We start from the raw sequence: 20,614 nt of genomic DNA, 5'->3' as shown, positions 1-20,614 counted from the left end.
GGTTTCAGCAGGTGTCACGGGGCCACCGGACGGCTCAGATCAGAGGACCTCGTAGTTCACGGTCATGATGCCCTGACCCGGGTCACCGATCTGCGCGAACGCAGCGCGGGAGAGGTCGAGACAGCGGCCGGCGATGAACGGCCCGCGGTCATTGACCCGCACGATCACGGTCTTGCCGTTGCGCGGATTGGTGACCTTGACGCGGGTGTTGAACGGCAGCGTCTTGTGCGCCGTGGTCATCGCGTTCGGGTTGAAGACCTCACCGTTGGCAGTCATCTGCCCCTGCCAATAGTTGGAGGCGACACAGCTGGCGCCGTTGGCCGGGCTCAGATCCTGGGCCGGCGCGGGTGCGGGTGCCGAGGTGCGCGGGGCGGCGGAGTTGTTCCGCGCGCTCGGTGACGGGCTGGCCGAGTTGGAGCGGGTGCCCACGAGCACAACCTTGTTCACCGGCTCCTTCTCCACGCGAGTGGAGGTGCGCTCGTTGCTCACGGACTTGCCGTTCTCGAAGCGCTCGACCCAGACCTCGACGGCCTTGCCAGGCACGCCCTCGGTCTCGACCTTCTGGGTGCCGGCCGGGAGCTTCGAGGTGTTCTTGCGGACCGTCTTGAACGGGACATCGACCGTCTTGGTGGTCTCGCGGTTCTCGTTCTTGTTGACGGTGACCGTCAGATCCTCGACGATCGGCGCGTCCAGCGCGGGATCGGTCGTGTCATCCGGCGTCAGCTCGACCTGAGCGTCCTTGAGGAGTTCCTCGACGGTGGGTGCGGGGCTGATGAACTCGCGGGACTCGCCGGCCACGACGAGCGTGGTCTTCTTGGCGGTCTGGATGTCGACCGTCAGGCCCTCGCGGCCGATGGCCGCGTTCCGTGAGGTCGACATGCGGCTTTCGTCGCGGATCGAGCGCTCGGCGAGCACCTCGTCCAGCGTCAGGGCGGTGGTCCAGAGGGTCTCGGACTGCCCATCGATGTTCAGGCGAACCTCGCGGCCATAACGCACCGAGATCTGCTGACCATCGGTGATCTTCGTGGCCGGGCTCGGCGCGACCAGATCGCGCTCACCAACGGTGATGCCCTGCTTGTCCAGGACGTCCCCGACGGTGGAATCCCAGGTGCGGACCTTCACAGGCACGCCGTCCTGGCTCACTTCGATGTCCTTGGCCAGTGCCTGAGCGGCACCGAAGACACCACCCGACGCGACCAGGACGCCACCGGCGACTGCCAGAGGAATGACCTTGCGCACTCGTTTCTCCCAACAGGTTTCGTTTCCCAGGTGGCCCAAGAACGAACACACCGGGTAAATCGTCACGAAACGGTAACGCCGCGATGTGGCAAAGCCCTAATCAGTTGGTTCATCTGGCGGCACGCACGCGGAAGCCCCTGAGGCGCAAACTGTTGCTGACAACGAATACGGAGCTGAACGCCATCGCCGCACCCGCGATCATCGGATTCAGCAAACCAAGTGCAGCGATGGGAAGCGCTGCGACGTTGTAGGCGAAAGCCCAGAACAGATTGCCCTTGATCGTACGCAGCGTGCGGCGGGACAACCGGATCGCGTCGGCGGCCAGTCGGACATCGCCCCGGACCAGCGTGAGATCGGCAGCTTCAATGGCGGCATCCGTGCCGGTGCCCATGGCGATGCCCAGGTCGGCGGTCGCCAGCGCGGCCGCGTCGTTGACCCCGTCACCCACCATTGCGACCCGACGACCCCGCGCCTGGAGCGCGGTCACCGCGGTGACCTTGTCCTCGGGCAGGACCTCGGCGGTGACGTGCTGAATGCCGAGCTCCCGCGCGACGCGCTGGGCGGCAGCCGTCGAGTCCCCGGTCAGCAGATGCGGCTCGAGCCCCAGCTCACGGAACCAACGGATGGCCTCGGCGGCGCCCGGTTTGACGGTGTCGGAGAGATCGAGCAGACCGGCGGGCTCGTCATCGACCAGCACGAGAATGCTCGAACGGCCCTCAGCCCGCGCCTCCGCTGCGGCGGTTGCCAGCGCCGGCGGCAGGGTCTCGACCAGGTTGAGGCGCCCGACACGCACCCGCCGCCCATCGACGGTCGCATCGACACCGACCCCCGGTGTGTTGCGGAACTCGTCGAAGGTGAACGGCGCGAGACCGCGGGACTCCGCGTACGCCACCACCGCCCTCGCCACCGGATGCTCCGACCCCGACTCGGCGGAGGCCGCCAGGCGGATCCACTCCGGGTCACCCGCGGCCGGATGGGCGGCGACGACCTGGATTAGCCCCGTGGTGACCGTGCCGGTCTTGTCGAGCACGATGGTATCGACGGAGCGCGTGGACTCGAGGGCTTCGGGGCCCTTGATCAGGATGCCCGCGCTGGCGCCCCGGCCGGTCCCGACGAGGAGGGCGGTCGGCGTCGCGAGGCCCAGCGCGCACGGGCAGGCGATGATCAGCACCGCGACCGCGGCGGTGAACGCAAACCCTGCGCCGGCCCCGGCGACGAGCCAGCCGATCAGGGTGACGAGGGCCAGGCCGATGACAATCGGGACGAACACCGCGGAGATGCGGTCGGCGATTCGCTGGGCCTGGGACTTGCCGGTCTGCGCATCGGAGACCAGCCGAGCGATCTGGGCGAGTTGGGTTTCCTCCCCCACCCGCGTCGCCTGGACGATCAGACGGCCATCGGTGTTGAGCGTGCCGCCGATGACGGTGTCACCGGGGGCGACGTCGACCGGGAGGGACTCGCCGGTGATCATGGCGGTGTCGATCCCGGAGGTGCCGGAAACGACTTGGCCGTCGGTGGCGATCTTCTCCCCGGGGCGGACGACGAACTGGTCGCCTACTTCGAGCTGTTCGATGGGGATGCGGGTCTCGCGACCCTCGCGTACGACCGCCACATCCGCCGCGCCCAACGTCAGCAGCGCGCGAACCGCCTCACCCGCCGAACGACGGGAGCGAGCTTCGAAATAGCGCCCGGTCAGGATGAACGTGATGATCGCGGCGGCGGCCTCGAAATAGATGTTGCCGAGCCCGTCGCTCCGGGCCAGCGTGAACGAGAACTCGTGCTTCATCCCGATCGTGCCGGCGTGGCCGAAGAACATGGCGAAGACGGACCAGAGGTACGCAGCCAGGCTGCCCATCGAGATCAGCGTGTCCATGGTCGTCGCGCCATGGCGGAGGTTGACCAGCGCCGAACGATGGAATCGCAGCCCGCCGAAGAGGACGACCGGTGTGGTCAGGATCATCACGAGCCATTGCCAACCGGGGAACTGGAACGCCGGGACCATGGAAATCGCCACGACCGGCACCGTCAGCACGGCGGACATGATGAGGTCGCGGCGCAATTGGACGACCGGGTCGGGTCGCTCGGGGTCATCCGGCTGCGGGACCGCGGCCTTGTATCCGGTCTTCTCCACTACCGCGATCAGATCCTCCACCGGGACCGGCTCGAGGAGGTCGATGCGGGCCTTCTCGGTCGCATAGTTGACCGAGGCGTTCACGCCCTCGACCTTGTTGAGCTTCTTCTCCACGCGGACGGCGCACGAGGCGCACGTCATGCCTTCGATGTCGAGTTCGAGTGAGTGTGGTTTCTTGGGCGCGGCGAGGCGAGTGGTGACGGGGTCAGTCATGATCGGCTTTCTGAAGGGCTGGTGACCGGCACTCCGGGGCTTGGCGGCATCGGAGGGCCGGTGGAACAGGCGCGGTGACCGACCACCCGAGGCGCTGGGCGTCGGGTTGGTCGGCGTCGCTTGTGCGATAGGACGCGGGAGGTGTGGGCGGCAGCACGCCCCACCGGGAGGGTCGGGCTCAGGCCTCGACGACGGTGTAGTCGCCCGCCTCCGAAACCGCCTCGGCGATCGAGGACAGCGGCAGCCGCTCGGCGGACTCGACGACCATCGTGCCGCTGTCGAGCTGGACGTTCACGTCGGTGACGCCCTCGAGCTCGGACACCTCTTCGGTGACGGCGTTCACGCAGTGGCCGCAGGTCATGCCGGTGACGGTGTAGTTCGTGGTGGCCATGGCGCCTCCTGGGGTATGGGTTCCGGACAGAATCATGATGACGGACGTGGCCGGCGGATCGCCGGGCGGATCAGGACCGGACGAGCCGTGCAATCGCGTCGCTGGCCTCGGTGATCTTCAGGTCGGCTTCCTCCCCGCCCGCTTCGATGGCGTGCGCGACGCAGTGGTGGAGGTGCTCATCGAGCAGATTGAGGGCGACGGACTCCAGAGCCTTGGTCGCGGCGGAGATCTGCGTGAGGACGTCGATGCAGTATTTGTCCGCCTCCACCATGCGCTGCAGACCGCGGATCTGCCCCTCGATGCGGCGGAGCCGCGTGAGATGGGCCTGCTTCGTCTCGTGATAACCGGGATCGTGGGCCGTGTTCGTCATGGAATCCATGGTACCCCTAGGGGGTACTGGTATCAAACGGTCGGGGGCGCAACACGACGGCTCGGAGCCCTCTACCACGAGATTCGGACAACTGTCCACAGGAACGCAAGTTATGCACAAGCGATCGGCCTTAGTGCCGATCGATTGCGGCTGTCAAGTCCGCAAAACTATGCAATCCGCCCTGCGGACAGGGCCCAAAATTCTTTTCATCCCCAGGGTGTGCAGAGCGAAACACCTAGTGAAAGCCAAGTTACTGCCTCGTCAATATGACTATCCACAGCACTGTGCCCAGCTGGCCCACAAGCCGACTGGCTTCTTCCCCAACTCATCCACAAGCCCTGTGGATAACTGCCCTTGGCGTGTCGCCCGGACCGGGCCTAACGTGGCGGCGCCAGCCGAGCCCGGGCCGTTCGTCATTGTTGTCGGACCCGCCCCCTAGCGTCGGATCAAGCCAGCGAGGGACAGGAGGGTGCGCACGTGACCACCGACTTCAAGGACTTCACCGACGAACTGACCGCCGATGAGCCCCGCGGTGGCGGGATGGACCGCATGCCGCCCCAGGACAACGACGCAGAGCAGGCCGTCCTCGGCTCGATGCTGACCAGCAAGGACGCGATCGCGGACGTCCTGGAGACGGTGAAGGCCGCGGACTTCTATCACCCGGCGCACGAATACATCTTCTCGGCGATCCTCGATCTCTACGGGCGCGGCGAGCCCGCCGACCCCATCACGGTCGCGAACGAACTCAACCGGACGGGCATGCTCCAGCGCGCACGGGGGCCGCTCTATCTCCATGACCTGTACGCCAAGGTGTCCGTGGCAGCCAACGCCGGCTACTACGCGCGGATCGTGCGGGAGAAGGCGATTCTGCGGCGCTTGGTGGAAGCGTCGTTGAAGATCGCGCAGTTGGGATACGCCGGAGAGGGCGATGTCGCCGACATCGTTGATCGGGCCCAGGCGGCCGTCTATTCGGTGACCGACGGGAATACCGCCGAGGACTACCAGCCGCTGTCGGAGCTGCTGGAGGCCACCCTCGACGAGATGGAGGCCATCAGCTCACGCTCGGGCGAGATGGCGGGCGTGCCCACGGGATTCATCGAGCTCGACGAGCTCACCAACGGCCTCCACGGGGGCCAGATGGTGATCCTGGCCGCGCGGCCCGCGGTGGGGAAATCGACGCTCGGCCTCGACTTTGCCCGCGCCTGCTCGATCAAGAACGGCATGACCTCGGCGATCTTCTCGCTCGAGATGAGCAAGGTGGAGATCACCATGCGTCTGCTCTCCGCCGAGGCACAGATCCCGCTCAACCACATCCGCAAGGGCACGATGAGCGAGGAGGACTGGCAGCGCGTGGCGAACAAGATGGCCACGATCTCGTCCGCCCCGCTCTATATCGACGACTCGCCGAACCTGACGATGATGGAGATCCGCGCCAAGGCCCGGCGGTTGAAGCAGAAGCACGATCTCAAGCTGATCGTCATCGACTATCTCCAGCTGATGACGTCGGGCAAGAAGGTCGAATCGCGTCAGCTCGAGGTGTCGGAGTTCTCGCGGCAGATCAAGTTGTTGGCCAAGGAACTCGACGTGCCGGTCGTGGCGATGTCCCAGCTCAACCGTGGCCCCGAGCAGCGCACCGACAAGAAGCCGATGGTCTCCGACCTTCGCGAATCAGGCTCGCTCGAACAGGATGCAGACATCGTGATCCTGCTGCACCGCGAGGACATCTATGACAAGGAGTCCCCGCGCCTGGGCGAAGCGGACTTCATCGTCGCTAAGAACCGAAACGGCCCCACCCGGACCGTCGTCACCGCGTTCCAGGGCCACTACAGCCGCTTCGTGGACATGCAGCACTGACGAATAGCCGGAGGTTCTCGCCTCAGCGGACCGTTATCCGGCGGGTATCGACGTCGAGCGGGCCGGCCTCACCGACCGAGGGGTCGTCTTCTGTGACCTCGATGATGTATTCCCCGGGCGACAGGACCACCTCGAGGCGATACGGCGCCATCGTCATGCCCTGCTCGGTCATCGCGGTCCCCTGCTGCACGATCGCGCCGGTGGGTGTGAGCACCCGCCACGGCAAGGTGGCTTCGAAGACCGCCGCCTGGCCCGTGACCACCACTGGAGAGGACACGCTTGCGCGCTCGGCGGGTGAATCGATCCCCACCAGCAGAAGCGTCTCGGACCACTCGCCACGAGCTTCCGGAGAGGTCCAGTCGACAGCGCCCCACAACTCCTGTGCCGGCGCGCCGTCGATGTGCAGCTGCACGCGCTTCTCCGCACCCAATTGCTCCGTCACCGTATGAATCAACTGTTGCTTCATCGCCGCGGCCGCTGGCGACCCCACGTTGGCCGTCCGCGCCTCGCCGGACAGGTCCACGGTGACCACGCCGTCGTTGTCGGAGATCCCGAGCACGCGGGTCGAGCGATTCCAAGGCCCGACGTAGTCCGGATCCTGCGGTCCGTCGATCATGGCTTCCACGGCACCGCGGGCGGGCGTATCCCCCGCGACACCCCGGGCCTCCCGGGCCAATCGGATCCCGTTCGGGGAATCGACCAAGAAATAGACGAGCGCCTCACGCTGTCCGGCACCCGTCGGCGAGGCTGACCCGGGCGAAGGGGCGGCGGACATCCGTGCCGGGGACTCGGCAGCCGCTGGCTCCGCCGACGTGGCCGTCTCGGCGAGCGAGGGAGGACTGGGGTGTGGTGTCGGACCGGAGGAACCGCCCGGCGTGCATCCCGCGACCACCACGCCACCCATCACCGCGACAACCGTCGCAGCGCGAATCGTCATCATGAGACCCCTCCTCGGGAGAGAGCCCTCGATGTGAGGAAGCTTCCAGGATACGCCCCGACCTGCCGGGACGGAAGCCGCACAGAGGCTCGCGCGCAGGGGCTCCTTCGCCGATGCCCCCACGCCATGCCCTTAGGCTCCCCGCATGACACGCGAGCAACGCCTGGTCCTGGCGATCGCCATCCTCGGCTCATTCGTGTCGTTCCTGGATGGCACGCTCGCGAACGTCGCGCTCCCGGCGATCCGCGCCGAGCTCGGGGGCGGCCTGAGTGCGCAGCAGTGGATCGTGGATGCGTACCTCATCACCCTTGGCGCCCTCATCCTCATCGCCGGGGCGCTCTCGGACGTGTTCGGCCGAATCGGCGTCTTCCGCGCGGGCCTGATCGGCTTCGGCATCACCTCCGCGGCGATCGCTCTCGCTCCGAGCGTCGAACTGTTGATCGTCTTCCGCGCCTTGCAGGGTGCCGCCGGCGCCCTGCTCGTCCCCAGCTCGCTCGCGCTCATCATGGCCAACTTCCGTGATGCGGCCCAGGCTCGCGCGATCGGGTCCTGGACGGGCTGGACGTCGGTGGCCTCGCTCGCCGGCCCGGTCATCGGGGGCGGATTCATCGACCTGCTGTCGTGGCGGGCGGCGTTCGCGATCAATCTGGTCCCCATCGCGGTGGCGCTGGTGTTGATGTCGCGGTTGGCGCAGCGTGACGTACGCCGAGCGGGCGCTGCGGTCGACTTTCCCAGTGCGTTCCTGGTGGTTGCCGGGCTCGGCGGCGTGGTGTTCGCCCTGATCGAGCAGGGCAACTTCGGGTGGTCGCACCCGGGCATCTGGGGCCCGCTGACCGTCGGCGCGGTCGCTCTCGGGCTCTTCGGCTGGCGGCAAACCCGCGTGGACCACCCGATCATGCCGATCAGCCTGTTCCGGGCCCGCAACTTCTCCTGGGGCAACGTGGCGACGGTGTTCGTCTATGCGGCGCTGTACCTCTCCGGCTTCCTCATCGTCGTCTATCTGCAGCAGTCCGCCGGCTTCGGTGCGACCGCCGCGGGGCTCGCACTGATCCCGTCCTCGATCGCGATGATCCTGTTGTCCTCCACCATCGGCAAACTCGCCGGGCGCTTCGGGCCGCGGCCCTTCATGACCGCCGGTCCGCTGCTCATGGGCGCCGGGTTCCTGCTCATGCTCATGATCACCGACCCGCTGAACTATTGGACCCAGTTGCTCCCCGGTGCCGTGGCCTTCGGACTGGGCCTGGCGATCACGGTCGCGCCGCTGACCTCCGCCATCCTCGGTGCCGTCGACACCGCCCGATCCGGCATCGCGTCAGCGGTGAACAACGCGGTGTCCCGGATTGCCGGCCTCGTGGCGGTGGCGTTGGTGGGTTTGATCGTGGGTGCACGCCTGGACCTCGCAGGCCTGCACCGCGGTTTAGTCGTCTGTGCTGCTCTCAGCATCATCGGCGGTGTGGTCTCGTGGATCGGCATCCGCAGACAGCCGGTCGGGAGCCACAGCGCCGGCTGACCGAGACGTGACGTTCAGCGAGGGCTGATCCACCACCCACCGCCACGAGCCGTCCGACTGGCGGCGGGCGATCTCAACGGTGACGCCACCGTCTGGCATCACGGTGGAGGTGAGGGCGAGTTCGCCGGCGATCAGCGGCGGGCTCTGCGCACCCACCTCGACCGCCACTCCACTCGCCACGAAGCTGTCCCAGAACTCCCGGAGCGCAGCCGCTCCACGCGCCACGCCTCCTCCGGTGTCCAGAGCCGCATCGTCCTCGAACAGCGCGACCAGGCCCTCGACGTCACCGTCGGCGACCCGTTCCACGAGCAACTGCAGCAATTGATTGGGCTCGTGCGCCCGCGTTCTGTCCATGTGCGCTCCTCGACGACACCAGCGTGCTCGAGGCACACGTTAGCCAGTCGGGCCCACCACCGAGCCCCGACGCCTCCACCTTGCACCCCGTTGCCGACCTCGCACACGTCCCTTTCGGGTGCGAAGACTGCGACGGTGTGCATAGTCAGCCGTGAGCAGTACGCAGGGTCAGCCGTGAGCAGTGCGCAGGGTCAGCCGTGAGCAGTACGCAGGCCAGTGCCACACCGGCAGCCCTCACGTCGAGGATGTGTCCCGGTCGGTCTCATCCTCGCGTGGGGGTGCGGGCACTCCCGGCTGCGCCAAAGTCGCACCGGAGCGCAGGATGTGCGCGTCGGCGAACCGCTCCGCGTACTCCTCCTCCGCCACCGACCGCCGATCGAACTCCTCGTCCTGCTCCTTGCAGATCGAGCGCCAACCCGTGACCTTCCACAGGACGCCACCCGCGATCCCGCCCACGATTGTCGGCACGATCCAGCCGAAGCCCTGCGCGGCGAGCGGAATCAGGTGATAGATCGACTCCAGCCACGTCGGCATGGTGGCTCCGACCATGCTTACGACGACCGCAGCGGATTCATAGAGACTCACGATGAGTGCCAGCAGCGCCGCGCCCTTCCAGACGCCATCGTTGGGGATGATGCGCCGGGTCAGGCCGAGGACGACGAGGAGGATGGACACCGGATACATCGCCATGAAGATCGGACCCGCGATGGCCACGATGCGCTCGACGCCTCCCATCGCCTGGAAGACGCCGACGACCGCCACGGCCGTGAGGGCGACCCGATAAGGCACTTTGCCCTTGGTGCCTTCTTCGACGAAGCCCGCGACCACCGTCATGAGCCCGATCGCCGTCGTCAGACAGGCGAGTGCCACGGCAACCGCGAGGGCATAAGTGCCGATCGATCCGGAGAGAAGGTGAATCAGCCCGACCAGCAGTGTGGTGCGCTCGGTGTCCGCGGGGAAGTGCGAGTTGCCCGTCGCGCCGAGATATTCCAGCCCCGCATAGACCACCCACAGCGCGGTCGCGCCCACCGCGCTGGCGCCCAGAATCATGACGATGTTGCGCTTGGGCGAGCGGTATCCCTTCTTCACCATGGCCGAAACAAAAATCGTCGCGCAGAGCAGACCGGTCAGAATGTCGCCCATCTGATAGGCCTCGACGAATGCCATATAGAACGGGTTCTCGAGGCCCGTCGCGACCGGCTCCCCCACCGGGCGCACCACGGCGAGGATGACCAGCGTGAACAGGATGAGCAGCAGCACCGGCGTCAGGACCTTGCCGATCCGGTCCGCGATGGACCCTTGATCGAACCCCACGAACGTGGCGATGGCAAAGAACACGACCACGGCAATGAACCGGCCGACGGAGTTGTCGGAGGCAGGAATGAGTGTCCGGACACCGATCTCGAACGCCACCGCCGAGGTTCGCGGAATTGTGATCAGAGTGCCGACCCCGATCATCACGAGGATGTTGTAGACGATGTAGAACCACGGTGCGATCGGCTGCGCGAGGGACTTGAACGTGCCACCGCTGTTGGCGACCGCGGCCACGGCGAGGACCGGCAGCAGGATCCCCGCCAGAGTCAGGCCGAGGAGGCCGATCTGCCAATTGGGGCCCGTCGAGGCGCCGATATAGGGCGGGAAGATCAGATTTCCGGCGCCGAAATAGATCGCAAAGATCGCGAATCCGACCACGAGCGCATCAATCAGTGCTTTGCGACGACTCACCTTGGCCATGGTCGTTCTCCCGGGGGATTTCAACAGATGAGTCATCGTAAATGGATCGCCCGGAACCGAGAGGAAAAGGGACGAATCTTTCACCGGGTCGCCGTGACCGTGCGGAAACGCCCTCGAAGAAGATCCGACGCGTCGCCCCGGGCCGCCCTATCGTTCACGCATGACGCAGTTCTCCACGTCGGTGGCCTCGGTGACCGTTTATCCCGGCCAAGCCCGCATCACACGACACGGCCGAATCACCCTTCCCCCACGCAGCCGGTCGGAGGTGCTGGTGACCGACCTCCCGCTCACGCTGATCCACGAATCGGTCCGGGTGACGGGCCGGGGCCCGGGGTCCATCACGGGCATCGACGTGCGCACCACCCACCACGCAACCGACAACTCTGCCCGGACCGCGGCGCTCCTGGCGGAGCGACAGCGTTTGGCGGTCGCCGCGCAGGAGGTCGTGGACGAGCGGCGTGCCCTGGACGTGCAGCTCACATTGCTGGAGTCGGTGGCGAGTTCCGCCGGCCTGCCCTACGCGAGAAAGCTGGCCACCGGCCTCGCCCCGGATGACCTCGGGCCGGTCGCCGAGCGGATCGCCGCGCAGGTGTCTAACGTGCTGACCAGCCGTCGCGCGCTCCTCGACAAGGAGAAGCGCATCAGTGACGAGCAGGCCCGCGTCGATCGGGAACTCGGCTCCCCCGTCCAGCCAATCCCGGACCGCACCGAGGTCGCGATCGCGGTCAGGACCGCAGACGATGCTGAGGGCAGCGAGATCGAGCTCGAGGTGTCCTATCTGGTCGAGGGCGCGACGTGGGAGCCCCGATACGACCTGCGGCTCGACGAGACCACGGGCGAAGTGGCGGTGACATGGTTCGGGATGGTCCGCCAGTGGTCCGGGGAGGACTGGCCCGCGAGCGAACTCCGCCTCAGCACAGCCCGACCGGCCGCGGCGATCACGATCCCCGAACTCGCCCCGTGGTTCCTGACCGAGCCGGTCGCACACCGTGGCATGCCTGTGCCTTCCGGCCCGGTCGCCGGCGCACCGGCGCCGATGCTGGCCATGGCCGATGCATCCCGGTCGGCGAAGCTGGAAATGGCCGAGCCAGTGGCGTTCGACGAAGCGTCGATGGAGATGGGCGCGACCGCGGCGACCTATGCGGCCCAGACTCCAGTCGCGATCCCGTCGGATGGATCCGAGCACCAGGCGCTCATCACCGATTTCCGTTTGCCGGCCGATGTGGATCATGTGACAGCGCCGGTGCGCAGCGAGGACGTCTTCCTCCGTGCGACGGTGACGAACTCTTCCCCTCACACGCTCCGCGCAGGCAGGGCGTCACTCTTCCATGGCGCCGAGTTCGTGGGCGTCTCGGATCTCGAGGTGCTGGCACCCGGCGAGGAGGTCGAGCTCGCACTCGGCCTGGAGGACCGGATTCGCGTCAAGCGCGAACTGGTCGCCAGGCATGCGGACAAGGCCTTCCTGGGCGCCACCGCACGCCATGAGGCACGCTGGCGCACCACCGTGACGAACCACTCGGGCAAGCCGGCGAAGGTCACCGTCCTCGACCAGGCCCCGGTGTCGAAAGCGCCCGGCATCACGGTGCGCGACGTGAAGACTTCGCCCGGCACGGACGTGAACGATCTCGGGGAAGTGACGTGGCGCCTGGAACTGGCCGATGGCCAGCAGGCACAGGTCGAGCTCGGGGTCCGAGTGGAAGTCGCCCGCGGCGTGAGCCTCAGCGGCTGGCGCGACTGATTTTTCCCGGAGTTCCCAGTGTCAATCCTGAAGGCGCCCGTTCAATTTGGGGCAGGAAAGCGTACCCTTAATAGCGATCGAATGTCCGTCTCACACCCCGAGGGATCACATGACGAGCACGCTTTCGTCCTCCGCCCAGCTCAATGAAGAGTGGGCCGAATTCACCGCAGGTCCGTGGCAGGACCAGATCGACGTCCGAGATTTCATCCAGCGCAACTACACCCCCTACGACGGCGATGCGTCCTTCCTCGCCGGCCCGACCGAGCGCACGCTGGGGATCTGGAACAAGCTCACCGCGATGTTCCCGACCGAACGGGAAAAGGGCGTTTATGACGTCGATTACGAGACCGTGTCCGGCATCGACGCCTTCAAGCCGGGCTATATCGACAAGGACAACGAACTGATCGTCGGCCTGCAGACCGATGCCCCGCTGAAGCGGGCGATCATGCCCTACGGCGGCTGGCGCATGGTCGAACAGTCGCTCAACACCTATGGCTATCCGGTGCTGCCGGAGTTGAAGACGGCCTTCACGAAATATCGGAAGACCCACAACGTGGGCGTCTTCGACGCGTACACGAGCGCCATCCGCGCGGCCCGCTCGAGCCACATCATCACCGGGCTTCCCGATGCCTACGGTCGCGGCCGGATCATCGGCGACTATCGCCGGGTCGCGCTCTATGGCGTCGACGCGTTGATCAACGACAAGAGGCTCGACCGGATGGAACTCGACGCCCAGGCGTCGATCGAAGACGTCATCCGCGACCGCGAGGAGAACGCCGAGCAGATCCGCGCGCTCGAGGAGCTCAAGAGGATGGCGACGTCCTATGGCTATGACATCAGCCGCCCCGCTGCCACGGCGCGTGAAGCGATCCAATGGCTCTATTTCGGTTACCTCGCGGCGGTGAAGGAGCAGAACGGCGCGGCGATGTCGATCGGCCGCAACTCGACGTTCCTCGACATCTATGTCAGCCGCGACCTGGCCAACGGGAGAATTACCGAGTCCGAGGCCCAGGAACTCATCGACGACCTGGTCATCAAGCTCCGGATTGTGCGCTTCCTGCGGACGAAGGAGTACGACCAGATTTTCGCCGGTGACCCGACCTGGGTGACCGAGTCGATCGGCGGCATGGGCACGGACGGCCGCTCGATGGTCACCAAGACCTCGTTCCGCTATCTCCAGACGCTCTACAACCTCGGCCCTGCGCCGGAGCCCAACCTGACCGTGTTCTGGGCGACCGACCTGCCGGACGGTTTCAAGCGCTTCTGCGCCGAGGTGTCGATCGACACGTCCGCGATCCAATACGAGTCCGATGACCTCATCCGCTCCACCGCCGGTGACGACGCCGCCATCGCGTGCTGCGTGTCTCCGATGAAGCAGGGCAAGGCGATGCAGTTCTTCGGCGCGCGGGTGAACATCGCCAAGGCGTTGTTGTATGCGATCAACGGTGGCCGCGACGAGGTCAACGGCAAGCAGGTCTCCCCCGCCGCCACACCGCTCAACGACACCACCAAGCCGCTGGACTACGACGAGGTCTACGCGCGCTATCTGGAGACCCTCGACTGGGTCGCCAGCATCTATGTGAACGCCCTGAACATCATCCACTACATGCATGACAAATATGCATACGAGCGGATCGAGATGGCGCTCCACGACCGCGAGGTGCGGCGTACGCTCGCGTGCGGAATCGCCGGCCTGTCGGTGGCGGCGGACTCGCTCGCGGCGATCAAGTACGCCAACGTCACGCCCGTGGTCAACGAGGACGGGCTCGTCACCGACTATGTGATCGACGGCGACTTCCCGAAGTTCGGCAACGACGATGACCGCGTCGACGACATCGCAGTCGACCTGGTCAGCAAGTTCATGGAGAAGATCCGCCAGTTCGAGACCTATCGCGGGGCGATCCATACCCAGTCGGTGCTCACGATCACCTCGAACGTGGTCTATGGCAAGGCGACGGGCAACACCCCGGATGGCCGCCGTGCGGGCGAGCCGTTCGCTCCGGGCGCCAATCCGATGAACGGACGCGACACGCACGGCATGCTGACTTCGGCGCTGTCGGTGGCGAAGCTGCCGTACGCCGACGCCGAGGACGGCATCTCCCTCACGAATACCGTCGTGCCGAGCGGCCTCGGCCGGGACCAGCAAGAACGGGTCGACAACCTCGTGGGACTGTTGGACGCTTATGTCGGTGAGGGTGGTTATCACCTGAACGTCAACGTCCTCAACCAGGAGACGCTCGTCGATGCCATGGAGAACCCGGACAAATATCCGCAGTTGACCGTGCGGGTGTCCGGCTACGCCGTCAACTTCGTGCGCCTCACAAGGGAGCAACAGCTTGACATCCTCAACCGGACCTTCCACCAAGGCTAAACACCAGGGGGACGTGACGCTGCTCCCGCTCGGCGACGAACTCGCGCCGTTCGGGGTCCGGTCCGAGGAGTTAGAAGCTCTTCGGACCGGACAGGCCGCGCAGATCCACTCCTGGGAACTCGTGACCGCAGTCGACGGACCCGGGACACGCCTGAGCATCTTCTTCTCCGGCTGCCCGTTGCGGTGCGTGTTCTGCCACAACCCGGACACGATCTTCGCCCGCTTCGGGACCATCCGCACGTTGGATCAGGTGAAGGCACGGATCAAGCGCTACAAGGCGATTTTCAAGGCCAGCGGTGGTGGGGTGACCTTCACCGGTGGCGAGGCCATGCAGCAACTGCCGTTCATCGCGAACCTGATCGACTTCTGCCATGAGGAGGGTGTGCACACCGCGCTGGACACGTCCGGGTTCTTGGGCGCCGCCGCCAGCGACGACCTGCTGAGACGGCTGAACATGGTCCTGCTCGATGTGAAGTCGGGCGACGAGGAGACCTATCACCGCGTCACCGGCCGGCAACTGCAGCCGACGATCGATTTCGGCGACCGCCTCAATGCGCTCGGAGTCACGATCTGGATCCGGTTCGTCCTCGTCCCCGGCTGGACCGATGACCCGGAGAACATCAAACGGGTCGCAGACATCGTGACGCGCTGGCGGCACGTCGTGGAGCGGGTGGAAGTGTTGCCCTTCCACCAGATGGGGCGTGACAAGTGGTCGCAGATCGAGTTGGATTATCAACTCCATGACGTTGAGCCGCCGACGCCGGAACAGACCCAAGCAGCCCGGGCGTTCTTCCAGTCCAGGGGGTTCACCACCTTCTGATCCGTTGGGCCGCGCTCGGACATCGGTCGCTCGTCCGAGGCTTGTTGGCCGAGGCTTTGGTGGCTGATAGGACCCCGCTGAAAGAGCTTTAGCTCTCTATCGATAACCTTTCAGGACATCGATTTGAGGAATGGAGGCATGACAATGAGCCGTGGACTTATCGGAACACTGATCAGCATCTTGGTCGTCGTCATCCTGGTCATCGTGATCATGCGACTGATCTGACTGCGCAGGCTGCCTGAGGCAACGACGCCGACGGCACCGAGCCGATTCGGGCCAACGCCGGACTGGAGAGTCCCGCGTTGGCCCGAAGTCGTTTCACGAAGCGCATGGTCCTCGAGAGCGAGTGGGCCGTGCGCTCCACGCTGGCGGCACTGCGCGTGATGAACCGGTTGCCGTTCAGCGACGCGCTGGGGACTGGCGATGCGGCCTCTGCAGTGGGCGGCCAACTCGATCGACCTGGACGCGGCAGCGCAATCGGGTGCATGGCGGCGCGGGGCACTGGTTCCCCTCCCGACCGGGGGTCGCCAAGACCGAGCCGGGCGGCACGCGACGCCTGCCACCCGGAGACGACGTCACAAACCGCGCGCAGAGCGGGGTCCATCGACACAGTCGACGTGGCCCCCACTCTCGTTGCGGTTTGTGACGGGCTGCCGCGCAGCAACCTTTCGGGCCCAGCAGATCGGGACAGGGAGAACCAAGAACACGGCCCGGACGATCAAGATCCTGTTCGCCGGGCGCCGGATCAGCCGCGGGCAATGAGTTGAATACGCGAGCTGACCTGCAGTTTGGTGAGCAGAGCGCTGACGTTGTTCTGCACGGTTTTCACCGATATGTGCAGGCGACGGGCAATCTCGGGATTGTCCAGGCCCTGGCGCACCAACTCGAGCACCTCACGTTCGCGGAGCGTGAGTCCGTCAGCACCGGCCAGGCTCTGGGTGGCGACAGCGGTGCGCACCGATCTGCCCAGGTCGCCCGCGATCACCGTGTCCCCGTCGGCGATGGCGGCGACCGCGCGTGCGATGGCGCCGGCCCCGGCCCCCTTGAGGATGTAGCCGCGCGCGCCCGCCCGAAGACACCGGGTCAGGGATGCGGTGTCGTCGTGCATGGTCAGGATGAGCACGCCGGCGTCGGCGCGCAGCCGCAGGATCTGCTCGGCCGCCGTGGCCCCGTCGGCTCCGGGCATATCGAGATCGATCACCGCGACCTCGAAGTCGGTGCTCCGGGCCAGGTCGATCAGCTCGGTCCCGTCCGTGGCCGACCCGACCACGTGGATCCCCTCGACAGTGTCCAGCAGAGCCTCCAGGCCGGCCAGGAATACCGGATGGTCATCGGCGAGAATCACGCGGATCATCGGTGTCCCTCCGGGCGCAGGGGCAGTTCGGCCCGGATCCGGCAACCACCGTCCACCGGCGAATCCAGCGTGAGCGATCCGCCGAGTTCGGTGGCCCGTTCGGTCATCGCGCGGATCCCCACCCCGGGCGTCGACCCGGCGAGGCCGCGGCCGTCATCGGTCACCGTCAACACCAGCCGATCATCCTCGACCCGGCCGGCGACTGCGACCCGGGTCGCCTCCGCGTGCCGGGCGGCATTGCGGACCGCCTCGATCACGATCCGGAAAGCAGCGACCTCGACCGCCGACTCCAGGTCGGCCGGCAGCTCCAGGGTCACGGTCCGGTGCAGGTGATCGGCGACCTCCGGGATCGCGCGGGCGAGCGCGTCGGAGAGCCCGGCCTGCTCCAGCGCGGTCGGGCGCAGTTCCTGGATGAGCCGGCGCACCTCGGCGATCGCGCCGGTGGCCTGCTGCCCGATGGCGTCGAGCTGGGCGGTGATCCGCGCGGGGTCGGCGCCCGCCTCGGTCAGGTTGCGGGCGGCCTCCGCGCGCAACTGGATCCCACCGAGCACCGGCCCGAGCCCGTCGTGCAGATCCCGCTGGACCCGGGCCCGTTCCTCGGAACGGATGGCCGCCAAGCGGTCACGGCTCTCCGCGAGCCGCCGGTCGATCCGGATGCTGTGCAGCACCAGCGCCGAGACAGCGGCGACCTCGCTGAGGACGCGGAGATCGCGCGGGGACAGCCCTTCCCCCGGTGCCCGTTCGGCGCTCCGCAGCAGGCCGACCTCGGCGCCGGCCACCACCAATGGCACTTCGGTCACGCCGTGGCGGTCAGCCGGTCCGGTTCCGCTGGCCGCCACCACATCGCCGCCCTCGTCGGTGAACGCGACCCACGGCACCCGGAGGGTTCGGGCGAGTTCGGCGGCGGCATCCTGCAGCACCTGTCCCGGTTGGGTACGCGACTGGTTGGCCACCCGGTCGGCGATGGTGTTCGGGTCGCCGTTGGTGCCGAGCAGGAAACGGTCGAGCAGGAACCGGATGAGCCGGTGGACAGGGAAGGCCAGCGCAGCCACGGCCAGCCCGGCAACCACGGGCCACATCGAACCTGGCAGCCAGCGGACCGCGGCGGCATAGGTTGTGACGAGCACCAGGCCGGTCAGGCCGGCCGTCACGGCGAGGTGGGCGACCACCCCCAGCTCCCAGAGGCGGCGCCGCAACACCGCCACCGCGATCGCCGCCGGGAGCAGCAGCAGGGCGACTGCCGCGGGCGCTTCCGCGGAATCGGTGCCGAACAGCACCAACGGCGCGGTCACGATCGCGATGATCGCGGCAGCGGCCACCCAGCGCAGCCGCTGCCGCTCCCCTGCATCCGCCCCGCGCCACCGCCAGATCAGCGCGGCCGCGGCCACGACGTTGAGCACGGGCAGGAGGAGAAACAGCCCACTGAGCAGGCCGTCGATCACCCCGATCAGGCCCTCCCAGCCATAGGGATTGTCGAACTGCTCCAGGCTGCTCGAGCCCAGTGGACCCGGCGCCAACGCGGTCGCGAGCAAGGCCAGCGCGCCCCAGGCGAGCACCGCGCCCTCCACGACCCGCCAGCCGCGACCGGCGAGGCGCCCCTCGGGGAAGCGCAGCAGCACCACCAGGACGGCCACCTGCGCCGGCACCCAGACCCAGTTCGTGATCCACAGGATCGGGTCCAGCGGTCGAGCCCCGGCGGACACCGCGTACGGCACCCAGCCGAGCGTCAGCATCGTCGACAACTGGGCCAGCCCGGCCACCGTGAGCAGCCGGCCCATCGGGTGCCGCGGTTGACGGTGCAGGAGCACGGCGCCGGTGGTGGCCAGAATCGCGAAGCCGAGCACCGACGCCCCCGCACTGATCCGGGACAACACGGTGTCCTGGGCGCCTTGGCGGGGCAGCACCGCCACGATCGTGAGGGTCGGGATGGCCAGGGCCACGGTCAGCACGAACGCACCCGCGCCGACCCCCGCCCCTCCGGTGCGCGCGGGGGCAATCGCGCCGCTGCGGCGCACGACGGCTTCTCCCACTCCTGGATTCTAGGCCTGAGCTGCGACCCGCGCGGGCGCCGTGGTGGGCTCGGCTTCAGTCTCGTCGGGGGCGGTTCGGCGCAGGATGCGGGTCAGGGCCCAGTACGCCAGCCCCGCGCCGATGAGCAGGGCACCGGCAGGTCCGAGCATGGGCATGGAGAGGGCGCCCAGGGCGATAACGATGGCGGCCACGACCGGGATCACTCGCCGGATCGCGCCGATGACCGCAATGGCCACGACGGCCAGCGAGAACGCCGACCAGATGACCATCATCGAGATCGCGAACAAGTCGATGGATTCGATGTCGAGAACGTGCGGCGCCACCGCGGCGAGGTGCGGCACGACGAAGGCCTGGGCATACACCGTCGCGGCCTGCAGAATCGTCACCGCCATCAACACGACCGGAACCCATGGCGGCAGGGACCGCCCGGTCCGGCCGCGGAGGTGCCCGAGCCGGGAGACCACGACGGCCAGCGCCACCAGGGCACAGAGGTGAATGGTCTGGAACAGCTGGAACGGGAGCTCACCGCCGTACTGGGAGAGCTTCGTGTCGGGGCTGATGCTGAACATCAGCGGGGCATACCAGGCACCGTTGGCCACCAGGACCAGTCCGACCGCAGCCAGCGCGATGCCGGTGGCCCGGGTCGTCCGAGCGGTGGAATGGGCGGTGGAATGCAGGGATCTGGTGAGTTGCGTGGATCGGCTCGATGGGGCGCTCATGGGGGTTCCTTCCGTGACTGCCGCCGGATTCGGGGCGTGTCATAACGGTCTCCCCAGGGCATTCCCGGCCGACAGAGCTGGAACTCCCGCCGCTGCGGGAAGTCCTCCCGGACCGTTACCTCCGGCTGCTCACCGGCGGGGATCCCGTCGAGCGACCGGCGGGACCACGTCGGCTCCGAGCAGCACCGCATCTGCGGTCACCAGCGTGAGGGACTCCTGGTGGGCTTGAGCGAGCAGCATCCGGTCGAAGGGGTCGCGATGCGGCAATCCCGACACTTTCCGGACGGTCCACGAGTGGATCGGCGCGACCGGCAGCCAGTCCAGCCCGCTCCGCTCGATCAGGTCCGGAAGTTCGTCAGGGGTGGTGATCTTGCCGAGTTCCTGCTTGATGGCGATCTCCCACACGCTTGCGGCCGAGACGAAGACGCGAGGCTGGCGTTGCAGCCAACCCCGCGTACCCTCACCCAGTCGTGGAGAATCCTCCAGCAACCAGAGCAGAACATGGGTGTCGAGCAGAGCGGTCATGCGTCCTCGAACAGATCCTGAATCTCCGCCATCGGCTCGTCGAAGGCGTCCGGATCATAGGTCAGTTGATCGCCGGCAAGCCCGAACACCAGATCGACGCGGACGTGTGGCACCAAGTCGGCCACCGGCTTGCCGGCACGGGCGATCGTGATCCGCTCACCGGCCTCGACCCGCTCAAGCAGGCGCGACAACGAAGTCTTCGCCTCATGCACATTGACCGTCTGACTCATGAATCTAGCTTAGCCAAGCTTAGCCAAGCCAGCAAGGTGGCCGCTCTCATAGGCGTGGATCAGGTCGTCCGGGTCAACGTCCTTGAGCAGCAG

The 20,614-nt window shown here is 67.0% G+C and carries 17 protein-coding genes; 5 read left to right on the top strand and 12 right to left on the bottom strand.

All coding sequences use genetic code 11. The features are described from left to right. Positions 1 to 39 precede the first annotated feature (39 nt). From ACQ260_RS15435 to ACQ260_RS15420, 4 genes are all read right to left on the bottom strand, one after another. Positions 40 to 1,239, bottom strand: a complete 1,200-nt coding sequence (locus ACQ260_RS15435; protein ID WP_432560358.1) for a septal ring lytic transglycosylase RlpA family protein — start codon at positions 1,237 to 1,239, stop codon at positions 40 to 42. A 109-nt stretch (positions 1,240 to 1,348) separates the two neighbouring features. Next, positions 1,349 to 3,583 (bottom strand): heavy metal translocating P-type ATPase, encoded by a 2,235-nt coding sequence (locus tag ACQ260_RS15430; protein ID WP_432560357.1) that lies wholly within the window; start codon positions 3,581 to 3,583, stop codon positions 1,349 to 1,351. A 178-nt stretch (positions 3,584 to 3,761) separates the two neighbouring features. Beyond that, entirely contained in the window at positions 3,762 to 3,974 is a 213-nt protein-coding gene (locus ACQ260_RS15425; RefSeq protein ID WP_432560356.1) for a heavy-metal-associated domain-containing protein, read from the bottom strand. A 70-nt stretch (positions 3,975 to 4,044) separates the two neighbouring features. Further along, positions 4,045 to 4,344 (bottom strand): metal-sensitive transcriptional regulator, encoded by a 300-nt coding sequence (locus ACQ260_RS15420; protein ID WP_432560355.1) that lies wholly within the window; start codon positions 4,342 to 4,344, stop codon positions 4,045 to 4,047. 540 nt (positions 4,345 to 4,884) lie between these two features. Here ACQ260_RS15420 and dnaB point away from each other — a divergent pair. Beyond that, positions 4,885 to 6,198 carry a replicative DNA helicase gene (gene dnaB, locus ACQ260_RS15415; protein ID WP_432560433.1) on the top strand — a complete coding sequence of 438 codons (1,314 nt, stop codon included), beginning with the start codon at positions 4,885 to 4,887 and terminating at the stop codon, positions 6,196 to 6,198. A 22-nt stretch (positions 6,199 to 6,220) separates the two neighbouring features. Here the strand turns inward: dnaB and ACQ260_RS15410 are convergent, their stop codons facing one another. After that, entirely contained in the window at positions 6,221 to 7,138 is a 918-nt protein-coding gene (locus ACQ260_RS15410) for a Gmad2 immunoglobulin-like domain-containing protein (RefSeq protein ID WP_432560354.1), read from the bottom strand. Positions 7,139 to 7,280: 142 nt separating this feature from the next. Between ACQ260_RS15410 and ACQ260_RS15405 the strand changes: the two genes are divergently transcribed. Next, positions 7,281 to 8,645 carry an MFS transporter gene (locus ACQ260_RS15405; protein WP_432560353.1) on the top strand — a complete coding sequence of 455 codons (1,365 nt, stop codon included), beginning with the start codon at positions 7,281 to 7,283 and terminating at the stop codon, positions 8,643 to 8,645. Here the strand turns inward: ACQ260_RS15405 and ACQ260_RS15400 are convergent. Together ACQ260_RS15400 and brnQ are read right to left on the bottom strand one after the other, a co-directional pair. Then, positions 8,553 to 8,999 (bottom strand): nuclear transport factor 2 family protein, encoded by a 447-nt coding sequence (locus tag ACQ260_RS15400; protein ID WP_432560352.1) that lies wholly within the window; start codon positions 8,997 to 8,999, stop codon positions 8,553 to 8,555. The two genes, ACQ260_RS15405 and ACQ260_RS15400, sit on opposite strands and share 93 nt — an antisense overlap. A gap of 234 nt (positions 9,000 to 9,233) precedes the next feature. After that, positions 9,234 to 10,733: a branched-chain amino acid transport system II carrier protein gene (gene brnQ, locus ACQ260_RS15395; RefSeq protein WP_432560351.1), complete on the bottom strand. Its 1,500-nt coding sequence runs from the start codon at positions 10,731 to 10,733 to the stop codon at positions 9,234 to 9,236. Between the two features lie 160 nt (positions 10,734 to 10,893). Here brnQ and ACQ260_RS15390 point away from each other — a divergent pair, with 160 nt between their 5' ends. The 3 genes from ACQ260_RS15390 to pflA all read left to right on the top strand — a co-directional run bounded on the left by ACQ260_RS15390 (position 10,894) and on the right by pflA (position 15,662). Next, entirely contained in the window at positions 10,894 to 12,471 is a 1,578-nt protein-coding gene (locus ACQ260_RS15390) for a DUF4139 domain-containing protein (RefSeq protein ID WP_432560350.1), read from the top strand. A gap of 109 nt (positions 12,472 to 12,580) precedes the next feature. Then, positions 12,581 to 14,842 carry a formate C-acetyltransferase gene (gene pflB / locus ACQ260_RS15385; protein WP_432560349.1) on the top strand — a complete coding sequence of 754 codons (2,262 nt, stop codon included), beginning with the start codon at positions 12,581 to 12,583 and terminating at the stop codon, positions 14,840 to 14,842. 13 nt (positions 14,843 to 14,855) lie between these two features. Beyond that, positions 14,856 to 15,662, top strand: coding sequence for a pyruvate formate-lyase-activating protein (gene pflA / locus ACQ260_RS15380; RefSeq protein ID WP_432560348.1), 807 nt, complete (start codon positions 14,856 to 14,858; stop codon positions 15,660 to 15,662). 745 nt (positions 15,663 to 16,407) lie between these two features. On the opposite strand, the gene ACQ260_RS15375 is transcribed toward pflA, so the two are convergent. The 5 genes from ACQ260_RS15375 to ACQ260_RS15355 form a co-directional block, all read right to left on the bottom strand. Next, positions 16,408 to 17,016 carry a response regulator transcription factor gene (locus ACQ260_RS15375; protein ID WP_432560347.1) on the bottom strand — a complete coding sequence of 203 codons (609 nt, stop codon included), beginning with the start codon at positions 17,014 to 17,016 and terminating at the stop codon, positions 16,408 to 16,410. Beyond that, the gene (locus ACQ260_RS15370; protein ID WP_432560346.1) at positions 17,013 to 19,046 is read right to left on the bottom strand and encodes a sensor histidine kinase; all 2,034 of its coding nucleotides are present in this window, start codon (positions 19,044 to 19,046) and stop codon (positions 17,013 to 17,015) included. Before ACQ260_RS15370 ends, ACQ260_RS15375 begins: the two co-directional genes overlap by 4 nt. A 9-nt stretch (positions 19,047 to 19,055) precedes the next feature. Beyond that, complete coding sequence (locus ACQ260_RS15365) at positions 19,056 to 19,766, bottom strand: hypothetical protein (protein ID WP_432560345.1); 711 nt, start codon at positions 19,764 to 19,766, stop codon at positions 19,056 to 19,058. A 129-nt stretch (positions 19,767 to 19,895) separates the two neighbouring features. Then, the gene (locus tag ACQ260_RS15360) at positions 19,896 to 20,291 is read right to left on the bottom strand and encodes a type II toxin-antitoxin system VapC family toxin (RefSeq protein WP_432560344.1); all 396 of its coding nucleotides are present in this window, start codon (positions 20,289 to 20,291) and stop codon (positions 19,896 to 19,898) included. Then, positions 20,288 to 20,521 (bottom strand): type II toxin-antitoxin system Phd/YefM family antitoxin, encoded by a 234-nt coding sequence (locus ACQ260_RS15355; protein WP_432560343.1) that lies wholly within the window; start codon positions 20,519 to 20,521, stop codon positions 20,288 to 20,290. The genes ACQ260_RS15360 and ACQ260_RS15355 overlap by 4 nt, the downstream gene beginning before the upstream one ends. Positions 20,522 to 20,614 lie beyond the last annotated feature (93 nt).

It is taken from the genome of Ammonicoccus luteus, from assembly GCF_050880385.1.
In the GTDB taxonomy this organism is placed as follows: domain Bacteria; phylum Actinomycetota; class Actinomycetes; order Propionibacteriales; family Propionibacteriaceae; genus Enemella.
This window is presented reverse-complemented; position numbering and strand designations above follow the sequence as displayed.

Bases quoted from the DNA above. Each gene is read 5' to 3' on its own strand.
- ACQ260_RS15425 (WP_432560356.1), bottom strand. From the start codon at position 3,974: ATGGCCACCACGAACTACACCGTCACCGGCATGACCTGCGGCCACTGC.
- ACQ260_RS15390 (WP_432560350.1), top strand. From the start codon at position 10,894: ATGACGCAGTTCTCCACGTCGGTGGCCTCGGTGACCGTTTATCCCGGC.
- ACQ260_RS15360 (WP_432560344.1), bottom strand. From the start codon at position 20,291: ATGACCGCTCTGCTCGACACCCATGTTCTGCTCTGGTTGCTGGAGGAT.
- pflB (WP_432560349.1), top strand. From the start codon at position 12,581: ATGACGAGCACGCTTTCGTCCTCCGCCCAGCTCAATGAAGAGTGGGCC.
- ACQ260_RS15400 (WP_432560352.1), bottom strand. From the start codon at position 8,999: ATGGACAGAACGCGGGCGCACGAGCCCAATCAATTGCTGCAGTTGCTC.
- dnaB (WP_432560433.1), top strand. From the start codon at position 4,885: ATGGACCGCATGCCGCCCCAGGACAACGACGCAGAGCAGGCCGTCCTC.
- brnQ (WP_432560351.1), bottom strand. From the start codon at position 10,733: ATGGCCAAGGTGAGTCGTCGCAAAGCACTGATTGATGCGCTCGTGGTC.
- ACQ260_RS15430 (WP_432560357.1), bottom strand. From the start codon at position 3,583: ATGACTGACCCCGTCACCACTCGCCTCGCCGCGCCCAAGAAACCACAC.
- ACQ260_RS15405 (WP_432560353.1), top strand. From the start codon at position 7,281: ATGACACGCGAGCAACGCCTGGTCCTGGCGATCGCCATCCTCGGCTCA.
- ACQ260_RS15420 (WP_432560355.1), bottom strand. From the start codon at position 4,344: ATGACGAACACGGCCCACGATCCCGGTTATCACGAGACGAAGCAGGCC.
- ACQ260_RS15365 (WP_432560345.1), bottom strand. From the start codon at position 19,766: ATGAGCGCCCCATCGAGCCGATCCACGCAACTCACCAGATCCCTGCAT.
- ACQ260_RS15355 (WP_432560343.1), bottom strand. From the start codon at position 20,521: ATGAGTCAGACGGTCAATGTGCATGAGGCGAAGACTTCGTTGTCGCGC.
- ACQ260_RS15375 (WP_432560347.1), bottom strand. From the start codon at position 17,016: ATGATCCGCGTGATTCTCGCCGATGACCATCCGGTATTCCTGGCCGGC.
- ACQ260_RS15410 (WP_432560354.1), bottom strand. From the start codon at position 7,138: ATGATGACGATTCGCGCTGCGACGGTTGTCGCGGTGATGGGTGGCGTG.